Source organism: Rhodococcus pseudokoreensis, assembly GCF_017068395.1.
GTDB lineage: Bacteria > Actinomycetota > Actinomycetes > Mycobacteriales > Mycobacteriaceae > Rhodococcus_F > Rhodococcus_F pseudokoreensis.
In genome coordinates this window covers 48,796-73,317 of sequence record NZ_CP070618.1, presented here as the reverse complement: position 1 = coordinate 73,317, position 24,522 = coordinate 48,796, and the positions used below count along the sequence as shown (strand labels likewise).

The following is a 24,522-nucleotide window of genomic DNA, read 5'->3' as shown; positions in this document are numbered from 1 at the left end:
GTCGAACGAAGAATTGCGCCAAAGGTAACAAGGTCGTCAGTTTCGAGGATTTAATCCGGACGGATCTGCGCGGGGAGGATCGTGCGCTCTCGTCGCGCGGCATGGCCCACACCGGGGAGTTTGAGGTTCTTCAGTTGCGTTGTGGGTAGACTTTCGTCGCCGCAGAACAGTTGGCACCTTCATCGCCAACCAGCTCACAACGCTTTGAGCGCAACGAATCCGATCTACATCGACAATTGCTATGCGGCGGACTGCCCATCGCGGTCAGCGTCGATCGATCCACTCGACGTAGCCGGTCCCGGAGATGGCCCTGCCTCGGTATGTGCCGGAGTATTGGTAACTGCCGACGTAGCCTGCGCCGAGGCCGTAGACGAAGTCGTCGTTGCTGATTCCCTCAATCGTGACTACGTCCCGTCCCGATTGGTCTCGCACCGCCCAGCTGAACCGCCGTGGCAGTTGCATCCTCCTCCCGTCAGGGGTTAGTACCGCCGGCTCAGCATGCTCGAGGACGTCAAACCGGAACTTGTTTGTGAGCTCCTCACTGGTGCCGTCGCGATTGCGGACATAAACGGAACGTTGGAGCGGCAGACCTTGAGGTCCCCGCTGTTCGGCCAGCAGTACCTGTACGTTCGCATCGATGTTGAGCACATGGTAAGTGAAGAAGCGCACCGGCATAGGAAGATTGACGGCACGTGCGTACTCGTAGGTGCACAGTCCGGAAACTTCGATTTGCTCGCCGCCTGTGGTAAAGCCGCCGCGATAATCGCACAGCACACTCCAGTGGTCATAGAGTCCACTCCGGCGTGCAAATTGGGACACCGCCGAGGTCGGCTCGAGCACCAGCTCGATCTCCACGTCGGGCCGATTCACCGCCAACTTCACGCAGTCAGTGCTCCTTTCGAGAGTGACGCCCCCCAAGCGCAAGTGGCTGCCATCAGCGGCCAGGTCGCCGTCGTCCGCGGCGCTGTACAGATGGAAACCGTCCGTGATCGCGGCTGAGCCCAGCAGTAACCATGCCGAGTCCGCCGGTGTGGTCGTCGTATACCCGCGGTTGTCAAACACCGGAATGCGAGCGTCGCCGAGGATGAGAATTGCGTTGAAGAACCGCAGCGGGTCGGGGAGTCCTGGCACGATAACGCCGTAGTGGACCAGTCCATAGCGGCCGCGAGGGGTGTGGATCGGGGTGGTCATGGCGTCGAAGGGGCGCGAATTAATTCTGCGGTTGATACTGCCGAGGATGGCGGTCATGGCTTCCTATGGGAGCTCGCGGGTCGGGACCGTCGACCCCACGCTCTGTCGTGGGGCGCGGTCACTGCGTCATGGTCGGGGGGCGACGAGGATGTGGAACCTTTGCGATTGTGCGGCGCACTACAGCCGCGGTACCCAGCAGCTGCGGCTCGGTTGTTGCGTCCCCGCTGCGGGTGACTGTTCATTTCTTGGAAGGATGGCGAACCGAACTGCCTCAGCCCGGGATCGGACGTCGATCAGAGTCACCCACTGGAACGGCGTGGAGTCCAGACCCAACCGAGTCTCGGGAGGAATCTCCCACGGTCGCGTCAGTCGTGGGCTCCGCCGAGAGATTGCACTCGAGGGTGGGGGGTGTGGTGGTGAGGTTGCTGGCCGGTTCCCAGCCCGGTGGGCCGAATACGTAGCCGAGCCGGTCGCGGAATCGGGTGCTCGATCGCACGTTGCGCAGGATGTCGGCGAACGCGCGGTATTCCAACGTGAGCACGTTGTACGTGTCTACCTGCTTGGTCAGTCCGTAGGTGGGTCGCTGCCGTTCCTCGATGAACGTGCCGAACATCCGGTCCCAGATGATCAGCATGCCGGCGTAGTTGCGATCGAGGTACTCCTGGTCGGAGCCATGGTGGACCCGGTGGTGTGAGGGTGTGTTGAAGATGAACTCGATCGGACGCGGGAGCTTGCCGATCATCTCGGTGTGCACGAAGAACTGGTAGACGAGATTCACACTGAAGGCCACGTACAGTGTCCAGGGCGCAAAACCCAACAGAGGCAAAGGAAGCCAGAAGAAGAACTCGAACCACGGGTTCCACTTCTGCCGCAGTGCCGTGCCGAAGTTCATGTATTCGCTCGAATGGTGCGCCTGATGGGCGGCCCATCCTACGTTCACTCGGTGAACGAACCGGTGCTGCCAGTAGTACGCGAAATCGAGCGCGAGCAGCATCGCCGGCCAGTACCACCACGCCCCGGTATCGAGTTGCACGGGCGCGAGATACACGAAGACCAGGTTGAAGATGACGAACGAGCCCAGCTTGAACACGGTCAGGGTGACCGTTGAACCGGCGAACATCAGCAAGCTGGTGCGTGAATCCTTCACCGAATAGCCGGTCAGCTCGTCGTCGTGGTCGAGCCACTTGAGCGCGGCGAGCTCGATCAGCATCGTCAATACGAAGAACGGAATCGCGTAGACAAGGGGGTTCCCCAAGGGGTCGAACAGCTCGTGCATGACAGCCTCCCGTGATATGACTCGTGGGTAAATTACCACCGATACATATCGTTGGCTAGACTGAATCCATGAGCCCGGCACCGCCATCCAACCGTTCCAACGCTGGCACCAAGGGTGTCGCTCGCGCCTATCGTGAAGCGCAAATCGTCGAGGAGGCTTGCCGGTCGTTCGGCGAGGGTGGATTCATTGGCACGTCCGTCGACGACATCGCGAAAGCCGCCGGAATCTCCAAGGCGTTGATTTACAACTATTTCGGATCGAAGGAAGGGTTGTTCAGCGCGTGCCTGGTGCATGCGGGTAGTTTGCTGGCCGCCGATATGGAGCGGACCGCAGCGAGCGGCGCTGTGGGACTGCAACGAGCTGTTGTCACTCTTGAGGGTGTTTTCACGGTGCTTGAGTCGAGGCCCTGGCTCTGGCAGCTATTCTTCGATCCGACCGTGCCTGGAACTCCTGAGATCGACGAGGCGATTGCCCGCTATACCCGTCGGATCACTTTACTTGCCGAAGACGGGGTGGGTGAATTGATGGAGCTCTCCGGTAATGACGATCCGCTTGACCGAGCCGCTATGGTTGCGGTCTGGTCAAGTGTCTTCAATTCTCTGGTTACCTGGTCGATATCGCATCCCGAAGAGTCACCCGAACAGATGACCCAACGTTGTGCACGACTATTCGCAGGGCTTGCGCCGGGTCTTCAACCGCGGCGGCCGACACCACACTCGTAGCGGTGTGATTTGTATCCGGACCGGCTGGTAACTCCTGTGCAGGTAGGTGTGAGCGTGCGCGGCATGGGTGATCGCTCTCTCGGACGGAGCGATCACAGCGACTAGGATCTGCCAGTCGGCGGCTGCTCGATGTGACCTTGGTGAGCGCCGAGAGGGCGGTAGCGGTAGGTCGAGTCTTTCGAGGTGCGGAATTCCACCGGTCCGTCGACCTCAAGCCGATTGTCGAGGGTCCATACAGTCGAGCGTCGCTATGGTCGAGCGCCTGAATAACGATCGCGGGAGTGGCGTTCAGGGCTCGCCATCGTCAGACCCCCACTGCGGGCGCGGCCGCAACCGCGCTGGCCGCGACGACGAAGTGACGCAGGTGGCGGCTGCGGGCCGCCTGACGGCGACGAATGCAAGCGGATCGAGGCATTTTCTGCCGAGGGTTTCTTCGCCTACCAACAAGCTTGGTTAAACGCCAGGCCCCGCGCTGGCCGACATCGGCGACATCATCCCCAATCACCCGACCGGGGCCACTTCAGACTGGGCAGACGCACCCACTACGCCTGGCTGCCGAAGGCACCCACACTGTCCAACCGGGAGCCGGCCTCGACCCTGCGCTACAGCAGCACCCCACCGAGAGCCACGCAGCATATGCCGCGCTACGTCAGGAGTCGCGAGGTCGTCGCTGTCAGCTCACTCCGCACGCTGGGCGTAGGTTTCATGCTACGGCTTTGATGCTTCAGACTTCATGGCCTGTGGAATGCATGTGAAGCGCGTCAAGATACATTGCGGCGTTGCGTTTTATGCTGTCACGCTCGGCGTCGGTTATCTCGCGGCGTACCTTGCCAGGGACGCCCGCCACCAAGGAGCCCGGGGGGATCTCAGCGTCTTGGAGGACCAATGCGTTCGCGGCGATCAATGTGCCGGACCCAATCTTGGCGCCGTTGAGGACCGTGGCACCCATGCCGACAAGCACGTCATCTCCTATCTCACAGCCGTGCAGGATGGCATTGTGTCCCAGTGATACGCCGCTTCCGACGGTTAGCGGAATACCTGGATCGGCATGCAACACGCAGCCGTCCTGGATGTTGGTCTGATCACCGATGGTGATCAATTCCATGTCACCGCGAATGACTGCGTTGTACCAAATTCCGACGTATTTACCGAGGCACACCTTGCCGATGACCGTCGCGTTGGGGGCGATCCAGCTTGTGGCATGTACATCCGGGCAGTGGTTGCCCAACGCAATCTTCATCGATCGAATCCTTCGAGTTTTCGACACTGAGTAGGCGGTGCACCCGCTAGCTTCCGGCTGCCATTTCATCGCACAGCGGGTCGAGACGAGTTTTGCGAGCGCAATCCCTGAGGGAAACCGCATCTGCAGTCGGTGGTGCTGAACAGCTAGATGCGGGGATAGTTGCTTCGGTATTTCCGGGAGTGTGATGTGTGGTGGTCCCGCCCGGCCAGGGTGCGATTTGACCGGACGAGACCACGCGCGGACTTGGTGTTGGCGCTATCGGGGGTCGACGAGCACGCCGGGGTTCATGATGCCACTCGGGTCGACCGTCTTCTTGACCGACTGAAGCGCTGAGGCGAACAGTTCGGGACGCTGCTGGTCGTACCACGGACGGTGGAAACGGCCGACGGCGTGGTGATGGGTAATTGTCCCGCCCGCCGCGAGGACGGCCTCTGATGCCGCGGCCTTGATCGCCGCCCATTGCTCGACCTCGGCGCCCTGCTTGGCCGGGGCCAGCACGGTGTAGTAGGGCGCGGGCCCGTCGGGATAGACGTGGGTGAACCGGCACGCCACCACACCGTCACCACATTCACGCTTGGCGGCCTTGGTGGTTTCTTCCACGACACGAGCATGCAGTTCAGGGAACGCGCTCCACGTACACGCGGTCTCGAAAGTCTCCCTCAAGACACCCATCCGGGTGTAACCCTCCTTGAAATAGGGTCCGCGGACGAAGAAGTCGCGCCACCGGCCAGCCGCACCGGAATGCCCTGCATCTGGTGACGAAACGCCCTGCAGCGCTTCCTTGCTGACACGTCCGCCGTGATCGGCACAGATTTGTGCGGCCCGTTGCATCCAGGCATGTAGTTCGTGATCGGCGGACTCGAACGCCACGACGAGGATCGAGTCGGACTTCGATGCTCCCGACAGCAAGCTTTCGGTGGGATCGAGGAGCCGGCAGTTGGAGGGCTGAAGGCCTGATTGCGAAAGTGCCCGAATTGCGTTTACGGCGTTGGTGAAGTTGTCGAACGGCACCGAGGTTGCCACCTTGAACGTAGGCTTGTCCTGCAACCGCATCCATGCTTCGGTGATGATGCCGAGTGTGCCTTCCGAGCCGATGAACATGCGATCGGCGGACACTCCGGCGCCGTCACAGGGCAGGCGCCGGGTTTGCATCGTCCCGGATGGGGTCACCACTCGCATCGACTGTACGGAGTCATCGATCTGTGTGGCGCCGGTCGCGAAGTGGCCGGCTGCGCGGGTCGCGATCCAGCCACCCAGGGAAGAGAATTCGAAAGCCTGGAGGAAGAAGCGCATCGACAATCCGTGCGGGCGCAACTGGTTTTCCATGTCCGGCCCCAGCACACCGCCCTGGATTCGGGCGGAACGAGATTCTCGATCGATTTCCAGCACCTGGTTGAGGTGTCGAAGGTCGACGGTGATTGCGCCCCGGTAGTCATCGGTGACGATGGGCTCAATGCCCTGTGCCACCGAGGACCCACCGCCGTAGGGAATGACGGCGACGGCGTTGTCGTGCGCCCAGTCCAGGATCGAGACGACATCACGCTCGTTTCTGGGGAAGGCAACGAAATCAGGGGGATTGTCGAATTTGCGTTCCAAACCGCGAACGAAGTCGCCCAGATTCTTGCCCAGGGTGTGCTCTGCTCTCGTCCAGGTGTCTGACTTGCAGATGTGGGCCAAAGTGTCGGGCGGTGTGACACGAGGATCCCGCAGTTCGATCTCATCGATGGTCGGCGCCTTCGCGAGATCGTGGATGGGAAATCCGAACTTATCCCTGATCATTGTTCCCAGGGTGTCGACCTCTGCGTCCGTGATGCCGGTGTCGGCGAATCCCCAACCCCAGAACTTTCTGGTTCGTAAGTCCAGGTTTTGCTCGGCCATTTCTACCTCTTTCTCAATAATGAGTGCCACAATTGAGCGCTCGTGATTCGTTGATAGATGGTTCAGAACAAGCCGGTTATCAACCCGTAGGCCGCCCACAGGCCGATGCCGCCGACGATGAGCAAGATGACGTTTTCCCACCATTTGTTGGCGTATCCGGGCAGCATCCGACGTTTGTCGTTGGTCACGATGAGAGTGCCGACGATGATGACGGGCGCGAGGATTCCGGCGGTCGCGCTTCCGGCCACTGTCATGGCGACGACATCGGGAAAGACGGGTAACGCGAACAGGGTCGGTATGCACAGCATAAGCCCGAGTTGCACGACGCGGAATCCCAGGGTGCGGTCGGTGGGGATGTCGGCGTTCTTGCGAGAGGGAAACGCGTGATGAATGCCGGTGAAGAAGATTCTGGTGTAACCGCGTGCGTAGGTGGTGCACGAGCAGAAGGCGGTCATCATCAGGCCGAGCCACAGCAGCCACGGTCCGATCGGGCCGAGTGCAAGTGACATCATCTGGCTCAGGTCATCGAGGGTGGCGATCTTAATCCCTGCAGGGCGCAGCACCTCTGCCCCGACGATCCAGATGGAGAGGTTAACCACCACCACGGCGATAACTCCGCTCAACAGGTCGATGCGCTGCATGCGCAGGAATTCCGGACCCTTCCAGCCTTTGTCACGGATGAACTCGGGATACATGAGGTTGCCGGCCGAGCCGCCCACCGCACCGATGATCGCGGCGGCCACAAGCAAAGTGGCGAAGGCTCCAGTATCAGGAGGCGCTGAGAAGGCCAGCCCGTGAACGATATCGCCGGGTTTCGGCTGGGACTTGATGGCGGCGTATAGGAAGACAATGACAAGGATGGATACCTTGATTCGGGCGATGATCTCCAAAATGGAGTAGGCCTTCGGCCGCGTGAGGACCAGCCATCCGATCGCGGCGGCGAACACGCTCCATAGGAACGGTCCCCATGTGGACCCCCCGAATCCGCGGAAGAGGTGATGCAGGGCGTTGCCGACCATGGCGACCATGTAGGTCTGCAAGATGAAACCGCTGATCAGTGCGAGCGTCCCAATGACCAGCGGCAGTTTCTTCCATACCGCGCCGAACCCTTCGATGATGGTCTCATCGCCCACGGAATTGCATAGGCCGTATTTCGCGATCGCGCTGGTGAAAAAGAACCGGCTCAACAGGGCCAGACCCAGCGCCCACATCAGCGAGTAGCCGTAATTGGCCCCTGCGACTGATGAGTCGACGAGATCGCCGGCGCCCATCCAGGCCATGCTAACCAGCAATCCGGGACCGATTCCCTTGGCGTAGTCGGTCCACCGGCGAGGCGGAGTGGGCATCTGCGTATGGGATTTGTCTCGGGTGATACGCGACTGCGTTGGCATCGAAGGTCTCCTCGAAGTAGTCCCCCGGGGATGTCCCTTGGGGATGCCGGTGCGCCGCCTATGCGCCGCCAGTGCGCCGCGAATTGCGCCGCGGGTACGCCGCGGGCGGAGACGAGTTCCGTCCCGGAAGGCCCGTCCGGCAATGATGGTCAGGCCATCGTGGCGCTAAGAAGACGGTATGACGCGAGTCACGTTTGCGCAAGCCCCTATTTCGAAGAGAGAAAAACAAATTCCGTATCATGGAATTTCCGCCAGGGGTTACTCGGACGCCTCGGGGTAGGTGTGGCGCAGATGGTCGCGGAGCGCAGCGGCGGCGGCGTCGGCGTCGCCGTCGGCGATCGCGCCGAGGATTCGGCGATGTTCGGCCTGCAGACCCTCAGATACCGAGGGCCACGGCCCCAGCGCGCGCATCGCGGCAAGTCTGTGGCGTTCGACGGTGTCGCGGAGGGCTCCGGTGAGGTACGCGATGAGACGATTTCCGCTGGCCTGGGCAATGCCCGTGTGGAAGACCGAGTCGAGTGCATTGAACCGCAAGATGTCGACGTCCCGCCCGTCCATGGAATCGAGCGTCCGAGCCAGATCGTCGACTTCGGAAGCCGTTGCCATTGTCGCGGCTTCGCGCACCGCCCACTCTTCGACGATGAGGCGGGTTTGAACGACCTCAATCTCCGAAAAGTTGCTCAATCCGATGTGTAGTCGAAGCATGCTGGTGAGCGCGTCTGACGGTTCAGTGGCCAGCACCTTGGCGGACTCGGGACCAGAGGTAACGCGTTCGGCGATGACGCCGAGTGCTTCCAGCGAGTGCAGAGCCTCGCGCACCGAAGGCCTACTGACCCCGAGGAGCTGGCTGAGCTGCCGCTCGCTGGGAAGGCGATCGCCGCGCTGGAGTCCACCGTGGCGGATACGTTCCTCGATCTGCTCGATGACGAGTTCGTGGACGCGTGCGCGTCGAACCTTCGTCCATCCCGTGACACCGACTCCGGATTCCTCTTGCACCGACACCTTACGAAGCTTACCGTGTTAAGACCGACATGATGGTCTTACCAATAGGGGTAAACAAATGACGCTATCTGCTTCGGATCGAATCAGCTGGACCACTGAGCAGGCGGGAAGCCTGGCAGGAATTCGGGTGCTGGACTTGAGTCGCATCCTGGCCGGGCCGTACCTGACGATGATGCTGGGCGATCTGGGTGCCGACGTGATCAAAGTGGAGCGCGACGGCGGTGACGACACACGGGCGTGGGGGCCACCCTTCGCTCAGGGTGAGGCGACGTATTTCTGGAGCGCCAACCGGAATAAGCGCTCTGTGGTTCTCGATCTGCACGACACCGGCGACGCGGCGCTCGCCGCGGAACTCGCGGCCTCGGCTGACATCGTCGTGGAAAACTTCCGCCCGGGCGTCGCTGACCGAATGGGGCTAGGGTACGAACACGTTTCGGCTCTCAATCCGCGAGTAATCTACTGTTCCATTTCCGCCTTCGGCGATTCGGAGCCAGCGCGCGACCTCGCCGGATACGACCTGCTGGTACAGGCGGTCGGCGGACTGATGAGCATAACCGGAACCGAGGACAGCGGGCCGATCAAGGTCGGCGTCGCTCTCGTCGACGTGTTGGCCGCGTTGCATGCCACCGTCGGTGTCCTGGCCGCGTTGCGGCACCGTGAGTCGACGGGCGTCGGCCAGCGCGTCGATGTCACCATGCTGCAATCGTTGCTCGCCAGTTTGGCCAATCAGGCAACAGCCTTCCTGGGTTCCGGCATGTCACCGGGCAGAATGGGTAACCAGCATCCCTCGATCGCGCCGTATCAGACGTTGCACGCCCGCGATGGTCAGATCGCGTTGGCCTGCGGCAATGATCGGCAGTTCCACAAGTTGTGCGCCGCGTTGGGTGTGGTCGAGCTTGCCAGCGACCCTCGATTTGTCACCAACACCGAGCGCGTCAGTCACCGTGACGACCTGATCACGCTGCTGGAAGGTGCCTCGACCGCGCTCAGCGTCGAGGACCTCTTGAACCGGCTGCGGCAAGCCGGGGTGCCGGCCGGCCCGGTCAACTCCATCGCCGAGGCGTTCGAGTTTGCCGAGAAACTCGGACTCGAGCCGCACCGGATGGTCAGTGCCGGCGATCGAAGTGTTCCTCAGGTAAGCAGTCCACTGCGGCTTTCCGTGACGCCGGTGCGATACGACCTCCCGCCGCCGCTGCTCCCCGATCGGTCCAGAGCGCAGGAGGAGATTCCGCAGAGATGACACTGACCGAGACCACCACGGACACTGCGCGCGACGACGACACATTCCTCGATTCCTTGTGCGGTCGGCTGCGCCCTGGTGCCGTCATCGTAGATCCGACCGCGCTGCGCACGTACGAATGTGACGGCCTGACCGGCTTCCGGGTAACGCCCAGCGCGGTTGTGTTGGCTGACACGACCGAAGAGGTCCGCCAAGCGGTGCTCACCTGCCGCGAGTTCGGTGTGCCCTATGTTGCGCGCGGCGCAGGAACCGGACTCTCCGGAGGGGCGCTGCCCACATCCGACGGTATCGTCATCTCCCTGCAGCGGATGCGGGCAATCTTGGAAATCGACCCTCGCAACCTGCGGGCCGTTGTCGAACCGGGCGTCACCAACATCGACATCACCAAGGCCGCCGCACCGTTCGGACTCCATTTCGCCCCCGATCCGTCCAGTCAGCAAGTGTGTACCGTCGGCGGCAACGTCGCCGAAAACTCCGGTGGCGCACACTGTCTCAAATACGGCTTCACCGTGCATCACGTGCTGGAACTCGAAGTCGTCCTTGCCGACGGCTCGGTCGTTCGTTTGGGCGGAGTCAATCGTGAACAGCCTGGTTACGACCTGTTGGCGGCCTTCGTCGGATCAGAGGGCACCCTGGGGATCGTCACCCAAGTGGTTGTGCGGCTGGTACGCAACCCGGCAACGGTCCACACACTGTGCGCGGACTTCCCCTCCATTACCGCTGCCAGCGAGGCCGTTACCCGCATCATCGCTGCGGGGATCGTGCCCGCGGCCATCGAAATGATGGACGCCCTTGCCATCGAAGCATCCGAGGCCGCGGTCGGCGCCGGATACAGTCTGGACACAGCGGCCGCCCTGATCGTCGAAAACGACGGTCCCGCTGCGGAATCGAAGGTAGAATTCGAGGCCGTCGAACAGATTTGCCGAGACACCGGCACCACGAAGATCCGCATCGCAAAAGACTCCGCCGAGCGGGCCATGATCTGGCGGGGACGCAAGGCCGCGTTCGCGGCGGTGGGACGGATCAGTCCGGACTACATTGTTCAGGACGGCGTTGTGCCGCGCACCCGCCTCAGTGAAATCCTCTCTCGAATCGGGGAGAAGGCCGCCGAATCGGGCCTTCGAGTCGCCAACGTGTTCCATGCCGGAGATGGAAACTTGCACCCGCTTGTTCTCTACAGTGAGGCCGAAGGGCAACTCGAGCAGGCCGAAGAACTCTCGCGCGAGATCGCCGAACTGTGCGTGGAGATGAGTGGATCGTTGTCCGGTGAGCACGGAATCGGCACGGATAAGGCGTGTTCGATGCCGCGGATGTTTACCGAATCGGATCTCGCTGCGATGTGGCGGCTTCGCCGGGCTTTCGATCCCGAAGAGCTGTGTAACCCGGGCAAGCTCCTGCCGACACCCCGGCTGTGTGGCGAAAAGCCGGGCGTCTATGTTCCCCACGCTCTGGAGGTCAGCGGTGATATCGAACGCTTCTAAGGCCCAGCAAGCTGCCCGGCCGGTGTGGGAACCCGACAACGCCCGCGAGGTTGCCGAGTGCCTACGCGACGCCGCGCAGGAGCACCGTGCACTCAACATTGTCGGCGCCGGCACCGCGCAGTACTGGGGCGGCGATATCCGGGCATCCACCACCTTGCGGATACACAAGCTGGACTCAGTCCTTCGCTACGAGCCCGGTGATATGACGATTCAGGTCGAAGCGGGGATGGCGGTCGCCGATCTGCAGTCGGTCGTTGCCGATCACGGCCAGCGTCTGGCCCTCGACGCAGCCCGCATCGATCGCGGTGCCACCGTCGGCGGAATGCTCGCCACCGCCGATCAAGGCCCGGCACAGTTAGCGTTCGGCGGTCCCCGCGACCTGGTGATCGGAGCCACGCTGGTCCTATCGGACGGTGAGATCGCACGGTCAGGCGGCCACGTCATCAAGAATGTCGCCGGCTACGACCTGGCGCGGCTGGTCTCGGGCTCGCTGGGCACCCTGGCGGCGATCACCGACCTCACCTTTCGCCTCCACCCGATACCGGCAGCGACAGGAACACTAAGTATCGAGACCGGCATCGACGAGGCGGTCACCTACGCCGAGGCAATCGCCGAGACAGCCCTAGAACCCGTGGCCGCCGAGTGGATTTCCGGCAGACTGCTGATCCGCTTCGAGGGCACACGCTCCGGCGTACACGAACGTCTTGACGCCGCCGCTCACATCACTGGCGTGGGTACCAGCATCCTGGACGACGACGAGGCTACGCAGGCCTGGGCGCAGCAGGCAGCGGTCAGCAGTCGCAACGGCCACAGCGCCCAGGACACAACCACCCTGCACGGGCTAGCCCGGCCCTCCGACGTGTCATCAATTGTTCACGCAGCCGAGCGATCATGCCTCGAACACGGAGCAGTGCCGACTATCGGGGCAGGATTGCTCACTGGGCGAGTTGACTTGAGGATCGACGCCGCGACCCTCTCGGCACACGCCGCGACCGTCGACCAATGGCGCCAGGACATCGAAAGCCATGATGGCACCGTAACTCTGCGTGACCGGCCCGAAGGTCTCACCGATCTGATCGATGCGTGGGGGGAACCGCCGTCGGCGGTCGCAGCCTTGCGCGCTGTCAAAGCGGCCTACGACCCCGGCGATCTGCTCGGCCCCGGTCGATTCCATCCGTGGTTCTGATTGCTTTCAAGGAGATCTACGTTCATGTCCAGTTCCTTCGATGACCACAACCCACCCAAGCCAGAACTGTTGGCGGACTGCGTCCACTGCGGATTCTGCCTACCAACCTGTCCCACATACCAACTATGGGGCGAGGAGATGGACTCCCCAAGGGGGCGGATTCATTTGATGAATCTGGCCACCGAGGGCCAGGTTCCTATTGACGAATCCTTCGCTAGCCACTTCGACGCGTGTCTGGGATGCATGGCGTGCGTATCGTCATGCCCGTCGGGGGTGCAGTACGACCAACTGATCGAAGCGGTGCGTCCGCAGATCGAGCGGGCAGTTCCCCGCACTGTGGCCGATCGGCTGTTCCGAGCCTTGATCTTCGCCATTTTCCCCTATCCTGCCCGACTCCGGGTGGTAGCGCTCGGCGCGTGGCTGTACCAGCGTTCGGGGATCCGGTCATTACTGCACAGGACCGGGATGATGAGCATGTTGCCGGCGCGGATGCAGGCGCTGGAGGCACTGATGCCACGCGTGATACTGCGCAATATCGCGAGTCGACAACGTGAAATCAACCGCCCGGTAGGGGCGGCTCGTCGCCGTGTGGCCCTCATTTCGGGCTGTGTCCAGCAAGTGTTCTTCGCCCAAGTGAACCAGGCAACGGTCCGCGTGCTGATCGCCGAGGGATGCGAGGTCGTGGTTCCCAAGCAAGGGTGTTGCGGAGCGCTCAGTGTCCATGCCGGACGCGAAGAAGAGGGCCTCGATCGGGCGCGTAAAATGATTGAATCGTTCGAGGACCTGGATGTCGACGATATCGTGGTCAACGTCGCTGGCTGCGGATCAACACTCAAGGAGTATGGCCATCTGCTTGCTGACGACACCGAATATGCCGGACGTGCAGCAGAGTTCAGTGCGAAAATCCGCGACATCACTGAAGTGCTCGCAAGTCTCGAACCGCAGGCCCCCCGGCACCCCATTGCCGCACGCATCGCTTATCACGATGCGTGCCATCTCGCGCACGGCCAACAGATCCGTCGACAGCCCCGCGACGTTCTGCGGACAATTCCCCAACTCGAAGTGCTGGAGGTACCCGAGTCGGAACTGTGCTGCGGTTCTGCCGGCATATACAACATGGTCCAACCAGAAGCCGGTGAAGAACTCGGAAATCGCAAGGTCGCGAACATCCTTAGCGTACAACCCGACGCGGTGACAACCGGAAATCCGGGGTGCCTACTTCAAATCGCACGCTACCTTGACGGTGTTCCACTCTTCCACCCGATCGAACTCATTGATGCCTCCATCCGCGGCCTGAACCCCCTGACCTCGTCAGAACCGCGAACTCAGACACCACGAGCGCAGAAACCAATGTGTGACTCACAGTGTGATTGTGGCAATTGATCTCCGGGGCGAGGCAACCGACTGCGTGGACCGCTGTCGCCCTCGCCCCTAGATCAGCCCATCGTCCTGCACGTCCGGCGCTGCCCGGTCGGCGACGGCGCCAGGGACCGAATCCAACAAGACCTGGCGATCCTCGCCGGCCGGGCGCACTCGGCCAGTGCGTAGTTCACCTGGTTTCGCGACCTTTGCAATCCCACCAGAGATTGCCCGGTCGAACAGCGACAAGAGATCGGCGACCACCCTGAGCGCCGACTGTGGCGGAATTGACTACCGGTACTCCGGTTCGCGCCGAGTCAACACCTGCGCCGTCGAACAGACTGCCCGCCGTCGCCAGAACCGCCGTCGCTTCGTCCGGCAGCATCAACAGGTCCAACATGTCCGCGCCGATAGGGCGCGGGAATCCCAGCTTCGCGATCTAGTCCCCATCCGAATATTGACCGCGTGCGTGATCGCGTCAGGTGCGCGAGCCATGCTGCTGGCACTTCGACGATGTCTTCCGCTTCGTGGATCCTCTGAGGAGCCGGTGACTGAAGGAATGGAGGTCAGAGATGACCGCAGAAACCGGAGCTAACGCCGGCGGTGGAGTCCAGTCGGTCGAGCGAGTCTTCGACATCCTCGAGATGATGGCTTCGGCCCGCGGACCGATCGGAGTCACTGAGCTTGCCGACCTGGCAGCGCTTCCTCTTCCGACCATTCATCGGCTCGTTCGCACACTCGTGAATCGGGGGTATGTGCGTCAGGTGCCGTCCCGACGATACGCTTTGGGGCCGAAGTTGGTTCGCCTCGGTGACAGTGCAACTCAGCTCATCGGGTCCTGGTCGGGTCCTCACCTGTCGAGTCTGGTCCAACAATCCGGGGAGACAGCGAACATGGCAGTGCTCGATGGGAATATGGCGGTTTATGTGGCGCAAGTTCCGTCCCCGCATTCGATGCGAATGTTCACGGAGGTCGGTCGGCGCGTTTTCCTGCACTGCACCGGAGTCGGAAAAGCACTGCTTCTGCAGCTGTCCAACGAGGCGGTTCGCTCCTTGGTCACCAGGACGGGTATGCCGTCTTACACCGAGAATTCCCTCACCGATCCCGAGACGCTCATCGCCGATCTCGAAGTGTCTCGAAGACGCGGATACGCCCTCGATGAGGGGGAGCAGGAGATCGGCGTCCGGTGCTTTGCGGTGCCGGTGCCCAATGCGCCTACCCCGACTGCTGTTTCGATCTCGGGACCGGCGACGCGGGTAACCGTCGAATCCGCCGATCAGATTGGTCCCCTGCTCCAGCGGGTGGCTCAAGAGCTGGCGACCGAGTTCGAGAAAGACGCTGCGCTGTGATGAATGGGAGGGAGTTCACGCTTTAGGTTGTGCGCCAATTCGTCCTGTTCAGGCTAATTAGTGGTCGTCTTCGCCGATTCTGTGGACGTGGATCAGGTTGGTCGAGCCTACGGTGCCGGGCGGCGACCCCGCCACGATCACGACGAGTTCACCCTTCTGATACCGGCCCAACCCGAGCAACGCGTTGTCGACCTGCCGCACCATCGCATCCGTGCTGTCGACCGGATCGACGATGAACGTCTCCGTCCCCCACGTCAACGACAACTGGCTGCGCACCTCCGGCAACGGCGTGAACGCCAGCAACGGCAACGGCGTATGCAACCGCGCCAACCGGCGCACCGTGTCCCCGGACTGCGTGAACGCCACCAACGCCTTCGCATCCAACCGCTCCCCGATATCCCGGGCCGCGTACGAGATCACCCCCCGCTTGGTCCGCGGCACATGCGTCAGCGGCGGCACCTGCGTCGACTCGTTCTCCACCGCCTCCACGATCCGCGCCATCGTGCGCACCGTCTCCATCACATACTTACCCACCGACGTCTCAGCGGACAGCATCACCGCGTCCGCACCGTCGAGGACCGCGTTCGCGACATCCGAGGCCTCCGCGCGGGTCGGCCGGGAGTTCTCGATCATCGACTCCAGCATCTGCGTCGCCACGATCACCGGCTTCGCGTTCTCCCGGGCGATCTGAATCGCCCGCTTCTGCAGTAGCGGCACCTGCTCGAGCGGCAACTCCACACCCAGATCACCGCGCGCGACCATCACCGCGTCGAACGCCAGCACGATCGCCTCGAGGTTGTCGATCGCCTCCGGCTTCTCCAGCTTCGCGATCACCGGAATCCGGCGACCCACCCGGTCCATCACCTCGTGCACCAGTTCGATGTCCGCCGGCGACCGCACGAACGACAACGCGATGAAATCGACACCCAACCCGAGCGCGAACTCGAGGTCCGCGATGTCCTTCTCCGACAGCGCCGGCACCGACACATTCATCCCCGGCAGCGACACACCCTTGTTGTTCGACACCGGGCCACCCTCGGTGACCCGGCAGATCACGTCGTTGCCCTCCACCCCGGAGACCACCAGACCGACCTTGCCGTCGTCCACCAGCAACCGGTCACCCGGCTTGGCGTCCTCCGCCAACTGCTTGTAGGTGGTCGAGACCCGGTCGTGGGTGCCCTCGCACTCGTCGACGGTGATCCGCACCTCCTCACCGTTGGCCCACGTGGTCCGCCCCTCCGCGAACCGGCCGAGCCGGATCTTCGGGCCCTGCAGGTCGGCCAGGACACCGACCGCCTTCCCCGTCGCGTCCGAGGCCGCCCTCACCCGTTTGTAGTTCTCCTCGTGGTCGGCGTGCTCGCCGTGGCTGAAATTCAGCCGCGCCACGTCCATACCGCTCTCGACGAGCTCGCGAATACGGTCACCGGTGGCGGTAGCAGGTCCAAGTGTGCACACGATCTTCGTGCGATGCAGTGGGTTAGCGCTGTTGTTGGAGTGGGGTGGGGTGGCCGCCCACTCGCCTACGTGTCCTAGGTGGGGTGCGGTGATCGTGACTGACTCGGTCATCGCGTACGCGGCAGGATGTTGGCGTGTGCCATTGTGTTCCTGGCCGAGTGCGAGGCAAGCCGGACTTGGCAGATCAGCTGAAGCTGAGCCGAGACCGCAGGGGTGATCGCGAGACTGTGCATGAACCACTTCTTCTCCAGGATCTGCTGCAATCGGCGGAAGTATTGGGCGGGCGTGAGACCGAATTCGACAAAGATGTCGGCGTCGGATCCGCCGCCCCAGTGTCGCCACTTCTGTGCGAAGTCCACTATTGCAGTGGTGGTGTCGATCATTACTCCTCCTCGGATGGGGACGTACGTATGCGGTTGGAGTGCTGAACCGCGGTCGGTAGCGTCCGAAGATGATCGACCTAAGAAGGGGTGTGCCGGGGATCAATTCGGCGGTACGAATCTCTTCGTACCTTGCTACCGATGGAGCCCGGGAGATGACATTTGAGGGTTGGCTCCCGGACGCTGAGCATTTGATGTCCGTGCTTAGCGGCTTGTTGAGTGTGTTAGTCGAGCAGGGCGTGTGACGACGGTGCATCGTCGAGGCTCTCGGCGAGCGCCTCGAATTCGTTCACGTTGTCCAACTCGGTTCCCATGGCGATGTTGGTGATGCGTTCGAGAAACACCTCGACGATGACGGGGACTTTGTGCTCGCCTGCCAACGTCTTGGCGCGCTCGAGGGCCCCGGCAATTTCTCCCGGCTCGGTCACTCGGAGTGCCTTGCAACCGAGTCCTTCTGCGACACGCAGGTGGTCGACCCCGTAGCCTTTCGGGACTGCGATAGCGTCGTTTGCGCTGTTCTCCTCGGAGTTGATGTTGTCGAATCCGAGCGAGACGCAGAAGTTCATGTCGAACTGGCGCTGTGCCTGACGGATCAGTCCGAGGTAGGAGTTGTTCACGACGACGTGGACATAGGGCAGGTTGAACTGCGCGCCGACCGCCAGTTCCTCGATCATGAACTGGAAGTCGTAGTCGCCCGACAGGCCAACCACTGTGGCGGTCGGGTCGGCGGTCACGACACCGAGTGCGGCGGGGATGGTCCAGCCCAGCGGTCCGGCCTGCCCGCAGTTGATCCAGTTGCGATCCTTGTACACGTGCAGGAACTGGCCGCCGGCGATCTGCGAGAGCCCGATCGTGCTGACGTACCGGGTGTCGCGTCCGAAGACGCGGTTCATCTCCTCGTACACGCGCTGCGGTTTGACGGGCACGTCGTCGAAGTGGGTCTTGCGCTGCATGGTCCGCTTCCGGGTGGCACAGTCCTCCACCCAGGTGCTGCGGTCCGCCAGCGTTCCGGCGGCCTTGCGCTCCTTCGCGACGGCGACGAACAGTTCCAGCGCCGCCTTCGCGTCGGAGACGATCCCGTAGTCCGGTGCGAACACGCGACCGATCTGGGTGGGCTCGATGTCGACGTGGACGAACTTGCGTCCCTTGCGGTAGGTGTCGAGGCCGCCCGTGTGCCGGTTGGCCCAGCGGTTGCCGATGCCGAGGACGAAGTCGGATGCCAGCATGGTGGCGTTGCCGTATCGGTGCGCGGTCTGCAGTCCGACCATGCCGGCGGCGAGGCGGTGATCGTCCGGGATCGTGCCCCAGCCCATCAGCGTCGGCACCACCGGAACGTTCAGCAGTTCGGCCAGTTCGACGAGCAGGTCCGCGGCGTCGGCGTTGACGATGCCGCCGCCCGCGACGATCAGCGGACGATCGGCGGCACCCAGCATGTCGAGGGCCTTCTCCGCCTGCGCGCGGGACGCGGCCGGCTTGTACACGGGCAGCGACTGGTAGGTGTCCGGGTCGAACTCGATTTCCGCCAACTGCACGTCGATCGGCAGGTCGATGAGCACCGGGCCCGGCCGACCGGACCGCATCAGGTGAAATGCCTGCGCGAACGCTCCCGGAACCTGGGCCGGCTCGAGCACCGTCATCGCCATCTTCGTGACCGGTCCCGCGATCGAGGCGATGTCGACGGCCTGGAAGTCTTCCTTGTGCAGGCGCGCCACAGGTGCCTGGCCGGTGATCGCGAGGATCGGGATCGAGTCCGCCATGGCCGAGTACAGGCCGGTGATCATGTCGGTGCCGGCGGGCCCGGAGGTGCCGATGCAGATCCCGATGTTCCCGGCCTTGGCGCGGGTGAATCCCTCCGCCATGTGCGAGGCACCCTCGACGTGGCGGGCGAGGACGTGCTTGATCCCGCCGTGATCACGCATAGCCGAGTAGAACGGGTTGATCGCCGCACCGGGGAGGCCGAACGCCTGAGTGGCGCCTTCGAGTTCCAGAATCTTGACCGCTGCGTCAGCGGCGCGCATACGAGGCATATCACTTCTCCATCGAGGATTACGAGTTGAAACGGGTCACTGGGTGGGGCGGCCGGACAGCCGCTCCACTCCACGCAGCAGTCCCGAATGGTCCAGGCCGCCATCACCGTTCGCACGGGCGGAGACCATCAGCTGGGCGACGACGGCGCCGAGGGGTGTCACGACGCCGGCTTCACGGGCGGCGCTGGTCACGATGCCGAGGTCCTTGTGGTGCAGGTCGATGCGGAATCCGGGTTCGAACGACCGGTCCAGCATCTTCTGCGCCTTCTGGTTCAGAACGGCCGATCCGGCCAGCCCGCCACCGAGTACCTCCACGGCGGCCGCGGTGTCGACACCGTAGGCCTCGAGGAAGATGATCGCCTCGGCGAGGAGTTGGATGTTGCCGGCGACGATCAACTGGTTCGCGGCCTTGACCGTCTGTCCGGAGCCGTTCGGGCCAACGTGCACCACGGTCTTCCCGACGGTGTCGAGGATCGGCTTCGCGGCGGCGAAGTCCTCGTCGGCACCGCCGACCATGATCGACAGGGCCGCGTTCTTCGCGCCTGCCTCACCGCCCGAGACCGGGGCGTCGATCAGCCGGAAGCCACGCTCGGCCGCCTGCGCAGCGAGGGCGGTGGTGACGTCGGGCCGGATACTGGAGAAGTCGATGATCAGGGCACCGGCCGGGGCGTGCGCGAACACACCGTCCTCACCGGCGAGTACGGCCTGGACGTCCGGCGAGTCGGGGACCATGACGGCCACGACGTCGGCGCCGGCGACGGCCTTGGCAATGGAGTCGGCGGCGGTGCCGCCGGCCTCCACGAGTGCCGCGGTGCGCTCGGGTGAGAGGTTGTATCCGACCACCTGGTGGCCGGCCTTGGTGAGATTGACTGCCATGGGGCTGCCCATGATTCCGAGTCCGATGAATGCGATAGTGCTCACGAGTGTCCTCGATTCCGTCGAAAGTCGTGGTGTATCAGTGGGCGGCGCGGGTCGCGCGGTGTTCGCGGGGAAGCCAGTCGAAGGTGTCCGGCCGCGTCGCCTTGTATTCGAGCCCGACGTACCCGCGGTAGCCGTGTCCGGCGAGCCGCTTCAGGTAACCGTCGATGTCGAGGGTTCCGGTGCCGGGTTCGCCGCGTCCCGGAGCATCCGCGATCTGCACGTGCCCGATCCGGGCGGCGTAGGTGTCGATCGCGGCGCCGACGTCGTCGCCGTTGACCTCGAGGTGGTAGAGGTCGGCGAGGAGCCGGAGCGAGTCGACACCGTGCTCGGCCTTCACCCGGTCGATCACGGCGATCGCCTCGGCCGCGGTCTTCAGCGGGTACGCCGGTGTGCCGCTGACCGGTTCGATGAGCACGAACGCACCGATCTTCTCTGCCGCTCGCCCGGCAATCGCCAGGTTCTCGGCCGCGATCGCGTCTTGGCGATCTCCCTCGATCGCGTCCAGCCGGTTGCCGTAGAGAGCATTGAATGCCTTGGTGCCAAGCGATTCCGCAATGCCGATCGCGACGTCGACGTTATCGCGGAAGGCGGAGACGTGCCCCGCGTCGGACAAGATTCCCCGGTCGCCGGCGGGCATGTCACCTGCAGCGAAGTTCAGGCCGGTTAGCTGCACGTCGGCGTCCTGAATCGCACGAACGAAGGAGTCGACCTCCTCGTCGGAGGGGACGGGCGTGGAGAAAGGCCACCAGAACTCGACCGCGTCGAATCCGGCATCACGTGCCGCCTGCGGTCGCTTGAGTAGGGGTAGATCGGTTAGCAGGATTGAGCAATTGACGGCGTATGTAGGGCTAACCATCCGGGGACGTTCCTTTCGGAGGACGAGGGGTGAGGTTCTGGTTGTCATCGAAGTCAGGCGCGGTGGGCAACGGCAGCTGCCAAGACAACTGAGCCTTCTGCGGCACGCTCGCCGACTAGCGAAGGCTTTCATTCCGTAATGCGGAATAATTTTTCCGTTATGTGTTCGAGTCAACTCGGGTCCGGAGTGTCTGTCAAGACCCGGTTTTGGGTGCGAAGCATCGCGACCGAGGATGTCGGGCAACATTGAGGACCCCGTCGCGGTTCAACGTCCACGTTGTCGAGGCGCGCTGGAGTTGCACTCTCAAGGCACCTCGACGGAATCCTGAAACACCTGCGTTGCAAGGCAATCGTGAGCGGCGGGCTTGAACTTCGTCGTAGCCGGGCGAAGAACCGCGGGTATTGACATCGGAGAGAAACGCTGCCAGTCTCGTAATGCGAAAGTATATTCTCGAATTACGGAAACTCGTGGTATGGGGTAGCTGACGAAATCGCCGCAGCTTTCGCCAGCACTCTCAAAGATGAATCTCGATGAAATCGAGGTTCGGACGATGGCACACAAGTGCGTCGGTACTCCCAGGATCGAGCCGCAGAATGCGCTAGATGCCTGCCGACCGTCGCTGATCACCAGTCCTTTGAGGTGGCTCCATACCGGAAGCACCCGCCCCGAAAGCAAACCCGTCCGAAATGCGTCCTCCGGCCCGGCTGGCACCACCTTGATCAAGGAGATCCGATGACTGTGACAGATGAGCGACTGGGCGACCTGCAGACACAGATACCCAACGCGTCCATCATCACCGACCCCGATGTGACCGAGAGCTACCGGCGGGACTGGGCACGCGATCCCGACGCCGGCCGTCCACTGGCCGTCGTTCGTGCCACGTCCACTGAGGACGTCCAAGCGGTTATGCGATGGGCAACCGCGCATAACATCCCCGTCGTTCCGCGCGGCGCTGGATCGGGTCTGTCGGGAGGCGCGACAGCTGTCGATGGCGGAATCGTCCTGACAACCGAGTTGATGCGCAACATCGAGGTCAATCCGGTGACGCGGATGGCCGTTGTGCAGCCTGGGCTGATCAACGTCGAGGTAAAGCGCGCAGTAGCCGAACACGGACTGTGGTACCCGCCGGACCCCTCGTCATTCGAGATGTGCTCGATCGGTGGCAATGCCGCCACCAACGCCGGCGGATTGTGTTGCGTGAAATACGGAGTGACCACCGACTACATCCTCGGCCTGCAGGTCGTTCTGGCCGACGGCACGGCCGTCCGACTCGGAGGCCCACGTCTCAAGGACTCGGCGGGTCTGTCGCTGACCAAGCTATTCGTGGGCAGCGAAGGCACTCTTGGCATCATCACCGAGATCACAATCCGACTTCTACCTGAACAGGCGCCGGCAAGCACCGTGGTCGGATCCTTCGCCACCGTGCAGGACGCGACGAACGCGATCTTGGACATCACCAGGGTGATGCGTCCGGCCATGCTCGAGTTCATGGACCGGGCCTCCATCGGCGCCGTCGAGAGTGGCATGAACATGGGCCTCGACCTCAACGCACACGGCATGCTTATTGCCCAGTCCGACTCACCCGGTGAAGACCGAATCCGGGCAACCGAGTTCATGGCCAAGGTGTTCCACGACAACAACGCCTCCGACGTTTTTACAACCGACGACCCGAAAGAGGGCGAAGCCTTCACCGCAGCGCGACGGTTCGCGATCCCAGCCGTCGAGCGGTTGGGCAACCTTCTCCTCGAAGATGTAGGTGTCCCGCTCCCCGCTCTACCCGCGCTCATCCACGGCATAGAGGACATTGCGGCCCGACACAAGCTGCTCGTGGCCGTCATCGCCCATGCCGGCGACGGCAACACCCATCCGCTGATCGTGCACGACCCCACCAACGAAGATGAGACCGCACGTGCGAACCTCGCCTTCGGCGAAATCATGGATCTTGCGATCTCGCTCGGTGGCACCATCACCGGTGAGCACGGCGTTGGCCGGCTGAAAAAGGGATGGCTTCCCAACCAGATCGGCGAGGACGTCATGGAGCTGACCCGGCGCATCAAGTCCGCGCTGGACCCGCAGCACATCCTGAACCCGGGAGCCGTGATCTGATGTTTCGCTCTGACTCCGCTTCAGTTAAGGGATCGCTCATCTGGAGCGATGATCGCTGCGTCCCGCCTCGCCGAATGTTGAACTGGATGGTGATCTGAGATGCCCGGTCATGTCGTCGTCGCTCCCGACAAATTCAAGGGGTCGATCTCTGCGGCAGACGCCGCGGCGCAGATCAGTCGAGGCATTCAGCGGTGCGATCCGACGATCCGGACTATCGAGTGCCCGATCGCGGACGGAGGCGAGGGAACCCTCGCCGCTGCTCTGGCGGCAGGCTTTGAGAGGATCCCTGTGGCTGCGCCCGGGCCAACCGGACAGAGGACGCTGACTGCCTACGCGCGGAAAGGCACACTCGCCGTCGTCGAAATGGCAGACATCTCTGGCCTGCACCGCCTTTCCGGCGGGGTACTGCGTCCTCTGACCGCCTCAAGCCGTGGTCTGGGCACGGTCGTCGCCCGTGCCCTCGACGACGGATGCCGGGAGATAGTGCTCGGTATCGGTGGCAGTGCCTGCACCGACGGCGGAGCCGGCTTTCTGCGTGCACTTGGCGCCGAAGTCGTCAACGTTCACGGGAGCCCGATCCCAGACGGAGGTGGCGCCCTGTCTCAAGCGACGATGCTGGATGTGTCCTGGTTGCACCCGGGACTCGGACACGCGAAAATCATCCTTGCAAGTGACGTGGACAACCCACTGTGTGGCCCCACTGGTGCCGCCGCAGTCTACGGACCACAAAAAGGCGCCACCCCCACCCAGGTTGCCGAACTCGATGCCGCATTAGCACATTGGGCCGACCGAGTTGCAGCGGCCACAGGGCGCGATGCCCGCGACAACCCGGGGGCAGGGGCGGCCGGTGGAGTAGGATTCGCTGCAATGACCGTGTTGCAAGCGGAGTTCCGCTCCGGAATTGAGCTTATTCTCGACCTGGTGGACATCGATCAGCACCTCGACGGCGCGTGCGCTGTCATCACTGGTGAGGGCTCCCTCGATCACCAGTCCTTGCACGGCAAAGCCCCGATTGGGGTGCGCCTTCATGCCACTGCTCATGACGTTCCGACATACGCCATTGTGGGAGTGTCACGCCTTTCCCCAGAAGAGCAGGCGGCTTCCGAATTTTCCGCGATCTACTCCCTACAGGACCGCGAACCGGACGTAACACGGTCGATGGCGGACGCTGCAGATCTGATCGCCTCAGCCGCCGAAGATTTGGCGGCCAACTATCTGCTCGCGCTCGATCGATCGTGAGAATTGTCGGGAGTTCTCCGAACCAAGATTCCCATCAGCTCGGCACCTTCACCAGATCTGAGCACTCACCCGGAATCTGTTCCTTTACCCCTGTGAAAATCGAACCTAGTGTCCTCACTGGCGTCGGTTTAGAGCGGCCCTGGTACTCATGGACTCCACCGCAACCTGGGGAGTGTGCCGCGCGAAACAGAATCCTGCAGTTACGTCGGCCAGGTGGGTC

Annotated in this window: 19 protein-coding genes; 8 read left to right on the top strand and 11 right to left on the bottom strand. The window is 62.8% G+C overall.

Annotated elements, in window-relative coordinates; translation table 11 throughout:
• Positions 1-264 precede the first annotated feature (264 nt).
• Together JWS13_RS04950 and JWS13_RS04945 are read right to left on the bottom strand one after the other, a co-directional pair.
• Entirely contained in the window at positions 265-1,248 is a 984-nt protein-coding gene (locus JWS13_RS04950) for a DUF6670 family protein (RefSeq protein ID WP_206004775.1), read from the bottom strand.
• 214 nt (positions 1,249-1,462) lie between these two features.
• Positions 1,463-2,467 (bottom strand): sterol desaturase family protein, encoded by a 1,005-nt coding sequence (locus JWS13_RS04945; protein ID WP_206004774.1) that lies wholly within the window; start codon positions 2,465-2,467, stop codon positions 1,463-1,465.
• Between the two features lie 68 nt (positions 2,468-2,535).
• On the opposite strand from JWS13_RS04945, the gene JWS13_RS45935 reads away from it, so the two are divergent.
• The gene (locus JWS13_RS45935) at positions 2,536-3,189 is read left to right on the top strand and encodes a TetR/AcrR family transcriptional regulator (protein ID WP_206004773.1); all 654 of its coding nucleotides are present in this window, start codon (positions 2,536-2,538) and stop codon (positions 3,187-3,189) included.
• 724 nt (positions 3,190-3,913) lie between these two features.
• Here JWS13_RS45935 and JWS13_RS04935 read toward each other — a convergent pair.
• The 4 genes from JWS13_RS04935 to JWS13_RS04920 form a co-directional block, all read right to left on the bottom strand.
• Positions 3,914-4,429, bottom strand: a complete 516-nt coding sequence (locus tag JWS13_RS04935; RefSeq protein WP_206004772.1) for a gamma carbonic anhydrase family protein — start codon at positions 4,427-4,429, stop codon at positions 3,914-3,916.
• A 258-nt stretch (positions 4,430-4,687) separates the two neighbouring features.
• Positions 4,688-6,310, bottom strand: coding sequence for an FAD-binding oxidoreductase (locus tag JWS13_RS04930; RefSeq protein ID WP_206004771.1), 1,623 nt, complete (start codon positions 6,308-6,310; stop codon positions 4,688-4,690).
• A gap of 62 nt (positions 6,311-6,372) precedes the next feature.
• Positions 6,373-7,701 (bottom strand): Nramp family divalent metal transporter, encoded by a 1,329-nt coding sequence (locus JWS13_RS04925; protein ID WP_206004770.1) that lies wholly within the window; start codon positions 7,699-7,701, stop codon positions 6,373-6,375.
• 258 nt (positions 7,702-7,959) lie between these two features.
• Positions 7,960-8,703 (bottom strand): FadR/GntR family transcriptional regulator, encoded by a 744-nt coding sequence (locus JWS13_RS04920; protein ID WP_241032093.1) that lies wholly within the window; start codon positions 8,701-8,703, stop codon positions 7,960-7,962.
• Positions 8,704-8,761: 58 nt separating this feature from the next.
• On the opposite strand from JWS13_RS04920, the gene JWS13_RS04915 reads away from it, so the two are divergent.
• The 5 genes from JWS13_RS04915 to JWS13_RS04895 all read left to right on the top strand — a co-directional run bounded on the left by JWS13_RS04915 (position 8,762) and on the right by JWS13_RS04895 (position 15,318).
• Positions 8,762-9,943, top strand: coding sequence for a CaiB/BaiF CoA transferase family protein (locus tag JWS13_RS04915; protein WP_206004769.1), 1,182 nt, complete (start codon positions 8,762-8,764; stop codon positions 9,941-9,943).
• Entirely contained in the window at positions 9,940-11,424 is a 1,485-nt protein-coding gene (locus JWS13_RS04910) for an FAD-binding oxidoreductase (protein WP_206004768.1), read from the top strand. Before JWS13_RS04915 ends, JWS13_RS04910 begins: the two co-directional genes overlap by 4 nt.
• Before the next feature lie 22 nt (positions 11,425-11,446).
• Positions 11,447-12,610, top strand: coding sequence for an FAD-binding oxidoreductase (locus tag JWS13_RS04905; RefSeq protein WP_206004767.1), 1,164 nt, complete (start codon positions 11,447-11,449; stop codon positions 12,608-12,610).
• Positions 12,611-12,634: 24 nt separating this feature from the next.
• Positions 12,635-13,993, top strand: a complete 1,359-nt coding sequence (locus tag JWS13_RS04900; protein WP_206004766.1) for a heterodisulfide reductase-related iron-sulfur binding cluster — start codon at positions 12,635-12,637, stop codon at positions 13,991-13,993.
• Positions 13,994-14,541: 548 nt separating this feature from the next.
• Positions 14,542-15,318 carry an IclR family transcriptional regulator gene (locus JWS13_RS04895; protein WP_206004765.1) on the top strand — a complete coding sequence of 259 codons (777 nt, stop codon included), beginning with the start codon at positions 14,542-14,544 and terminating at the stop codon, positions 15,316-15,318.
• A gap of 57 nt (positions 15,319-15,375) precedes the next feature.
• Here JWS13_RS04895 and pyk read toward each other — a convergent pair whose 3' ends face one another.
• The 5 genes from pyk to JWS13_RS04870 form a co-directional block, all read right to left on the bottom strand.
• Positions 15,376-16,884 carry a pyruvate kinase gene (pyk, locus tag JWS13_RS04890; RefSeq protein WP_241032092.1) on the bottom strand — a complete coding sequence of 503 codons (1,509 nt, stop codon included), beginning with the start codon at positions 16,882-16,884 and terminating at the stop codon, positions 15,376-15,378.
• Positions 16,881-17,156: a DUF3263 domain-containing protein gene (locus JWS13_RS04885; RefSeq protein WP_206004764.1), complete on the bottom strand. Its 276-nt coding sequence runs from the start codon at positions 17,154-17,156 to the stop codon at positions 16,881-16,883. Before JWS13_RS04885 ends, pyk begins: the two co-directional genes overlap by 4 nt.
• A gap of 221 nt (positions 17,157-17,377) precedes the next feature.
• Positions 17,378-19,180, bottom strand: a complete 1,803-nt coding sequence (gene gcl, locus JWS13_RS04880) for a glyoxylate carboligase (RefSeq protein WP_206004763.1) — start codon at positions 19,178-19,180, stop codon at positions 17,378-17,380.
• A gap of 36 nt (positions 19,181-19,216) precedes the next feature.
• Positions 19,217-20,101: a 2-hydroxy-3-oxopropionate reductase gene (locus JWS13_RS04875; protein WP_206004762.1), complete on the bottom strand. Its 885-nt coding sequence runs from the start codon at positions 20,099-20,101 to the stop codon at positions 19,217-19,219.
• A 34-nt stretch (positions 20,102-20,135) separates the two neighbouring features.
• The gene (locus JWS13_RS04870; protein WP_206004761.1) at positions 20,136-20,957 is read right to left on the bottom strand and encodes a hydroxypyruvate isomerase family protein; all 822 of its coding nucleotides are present in this window, start codon (positions 20,955-20,957) and stop codon (positions 20,136-20,138) included.
• Positions 20,958-21,689: 732 nt separating this feature from the next.
• Between JWS13_RS04870 and JWS13_RS04865 the strand changes: the two genes are divergently transcribed.
• Positions 21,690-23,063 (top strand): FAD-binding oxidoreductase, encoded by a 1,374-nt coding sequence (locus JWS13_RS04865; RefSeq protein ID WP_206004843.1) that lies wholly within the window; start codon positions 21,690-21,692, stop codon positions 23,061-23,063.
• 99 nt (positions 23,064-23,162) lie between these two features.
• Entirely contained in the window at positions 23,163-24,302 is a 1,140-nt protein-coding gene (locus tag JWS13_RS04860) for a glycerate kinase (RefSeq protein WP_206004760.1), read from the top strand.
• Positions 24,303-24,522: the final 220 nt, after the last annotated feature.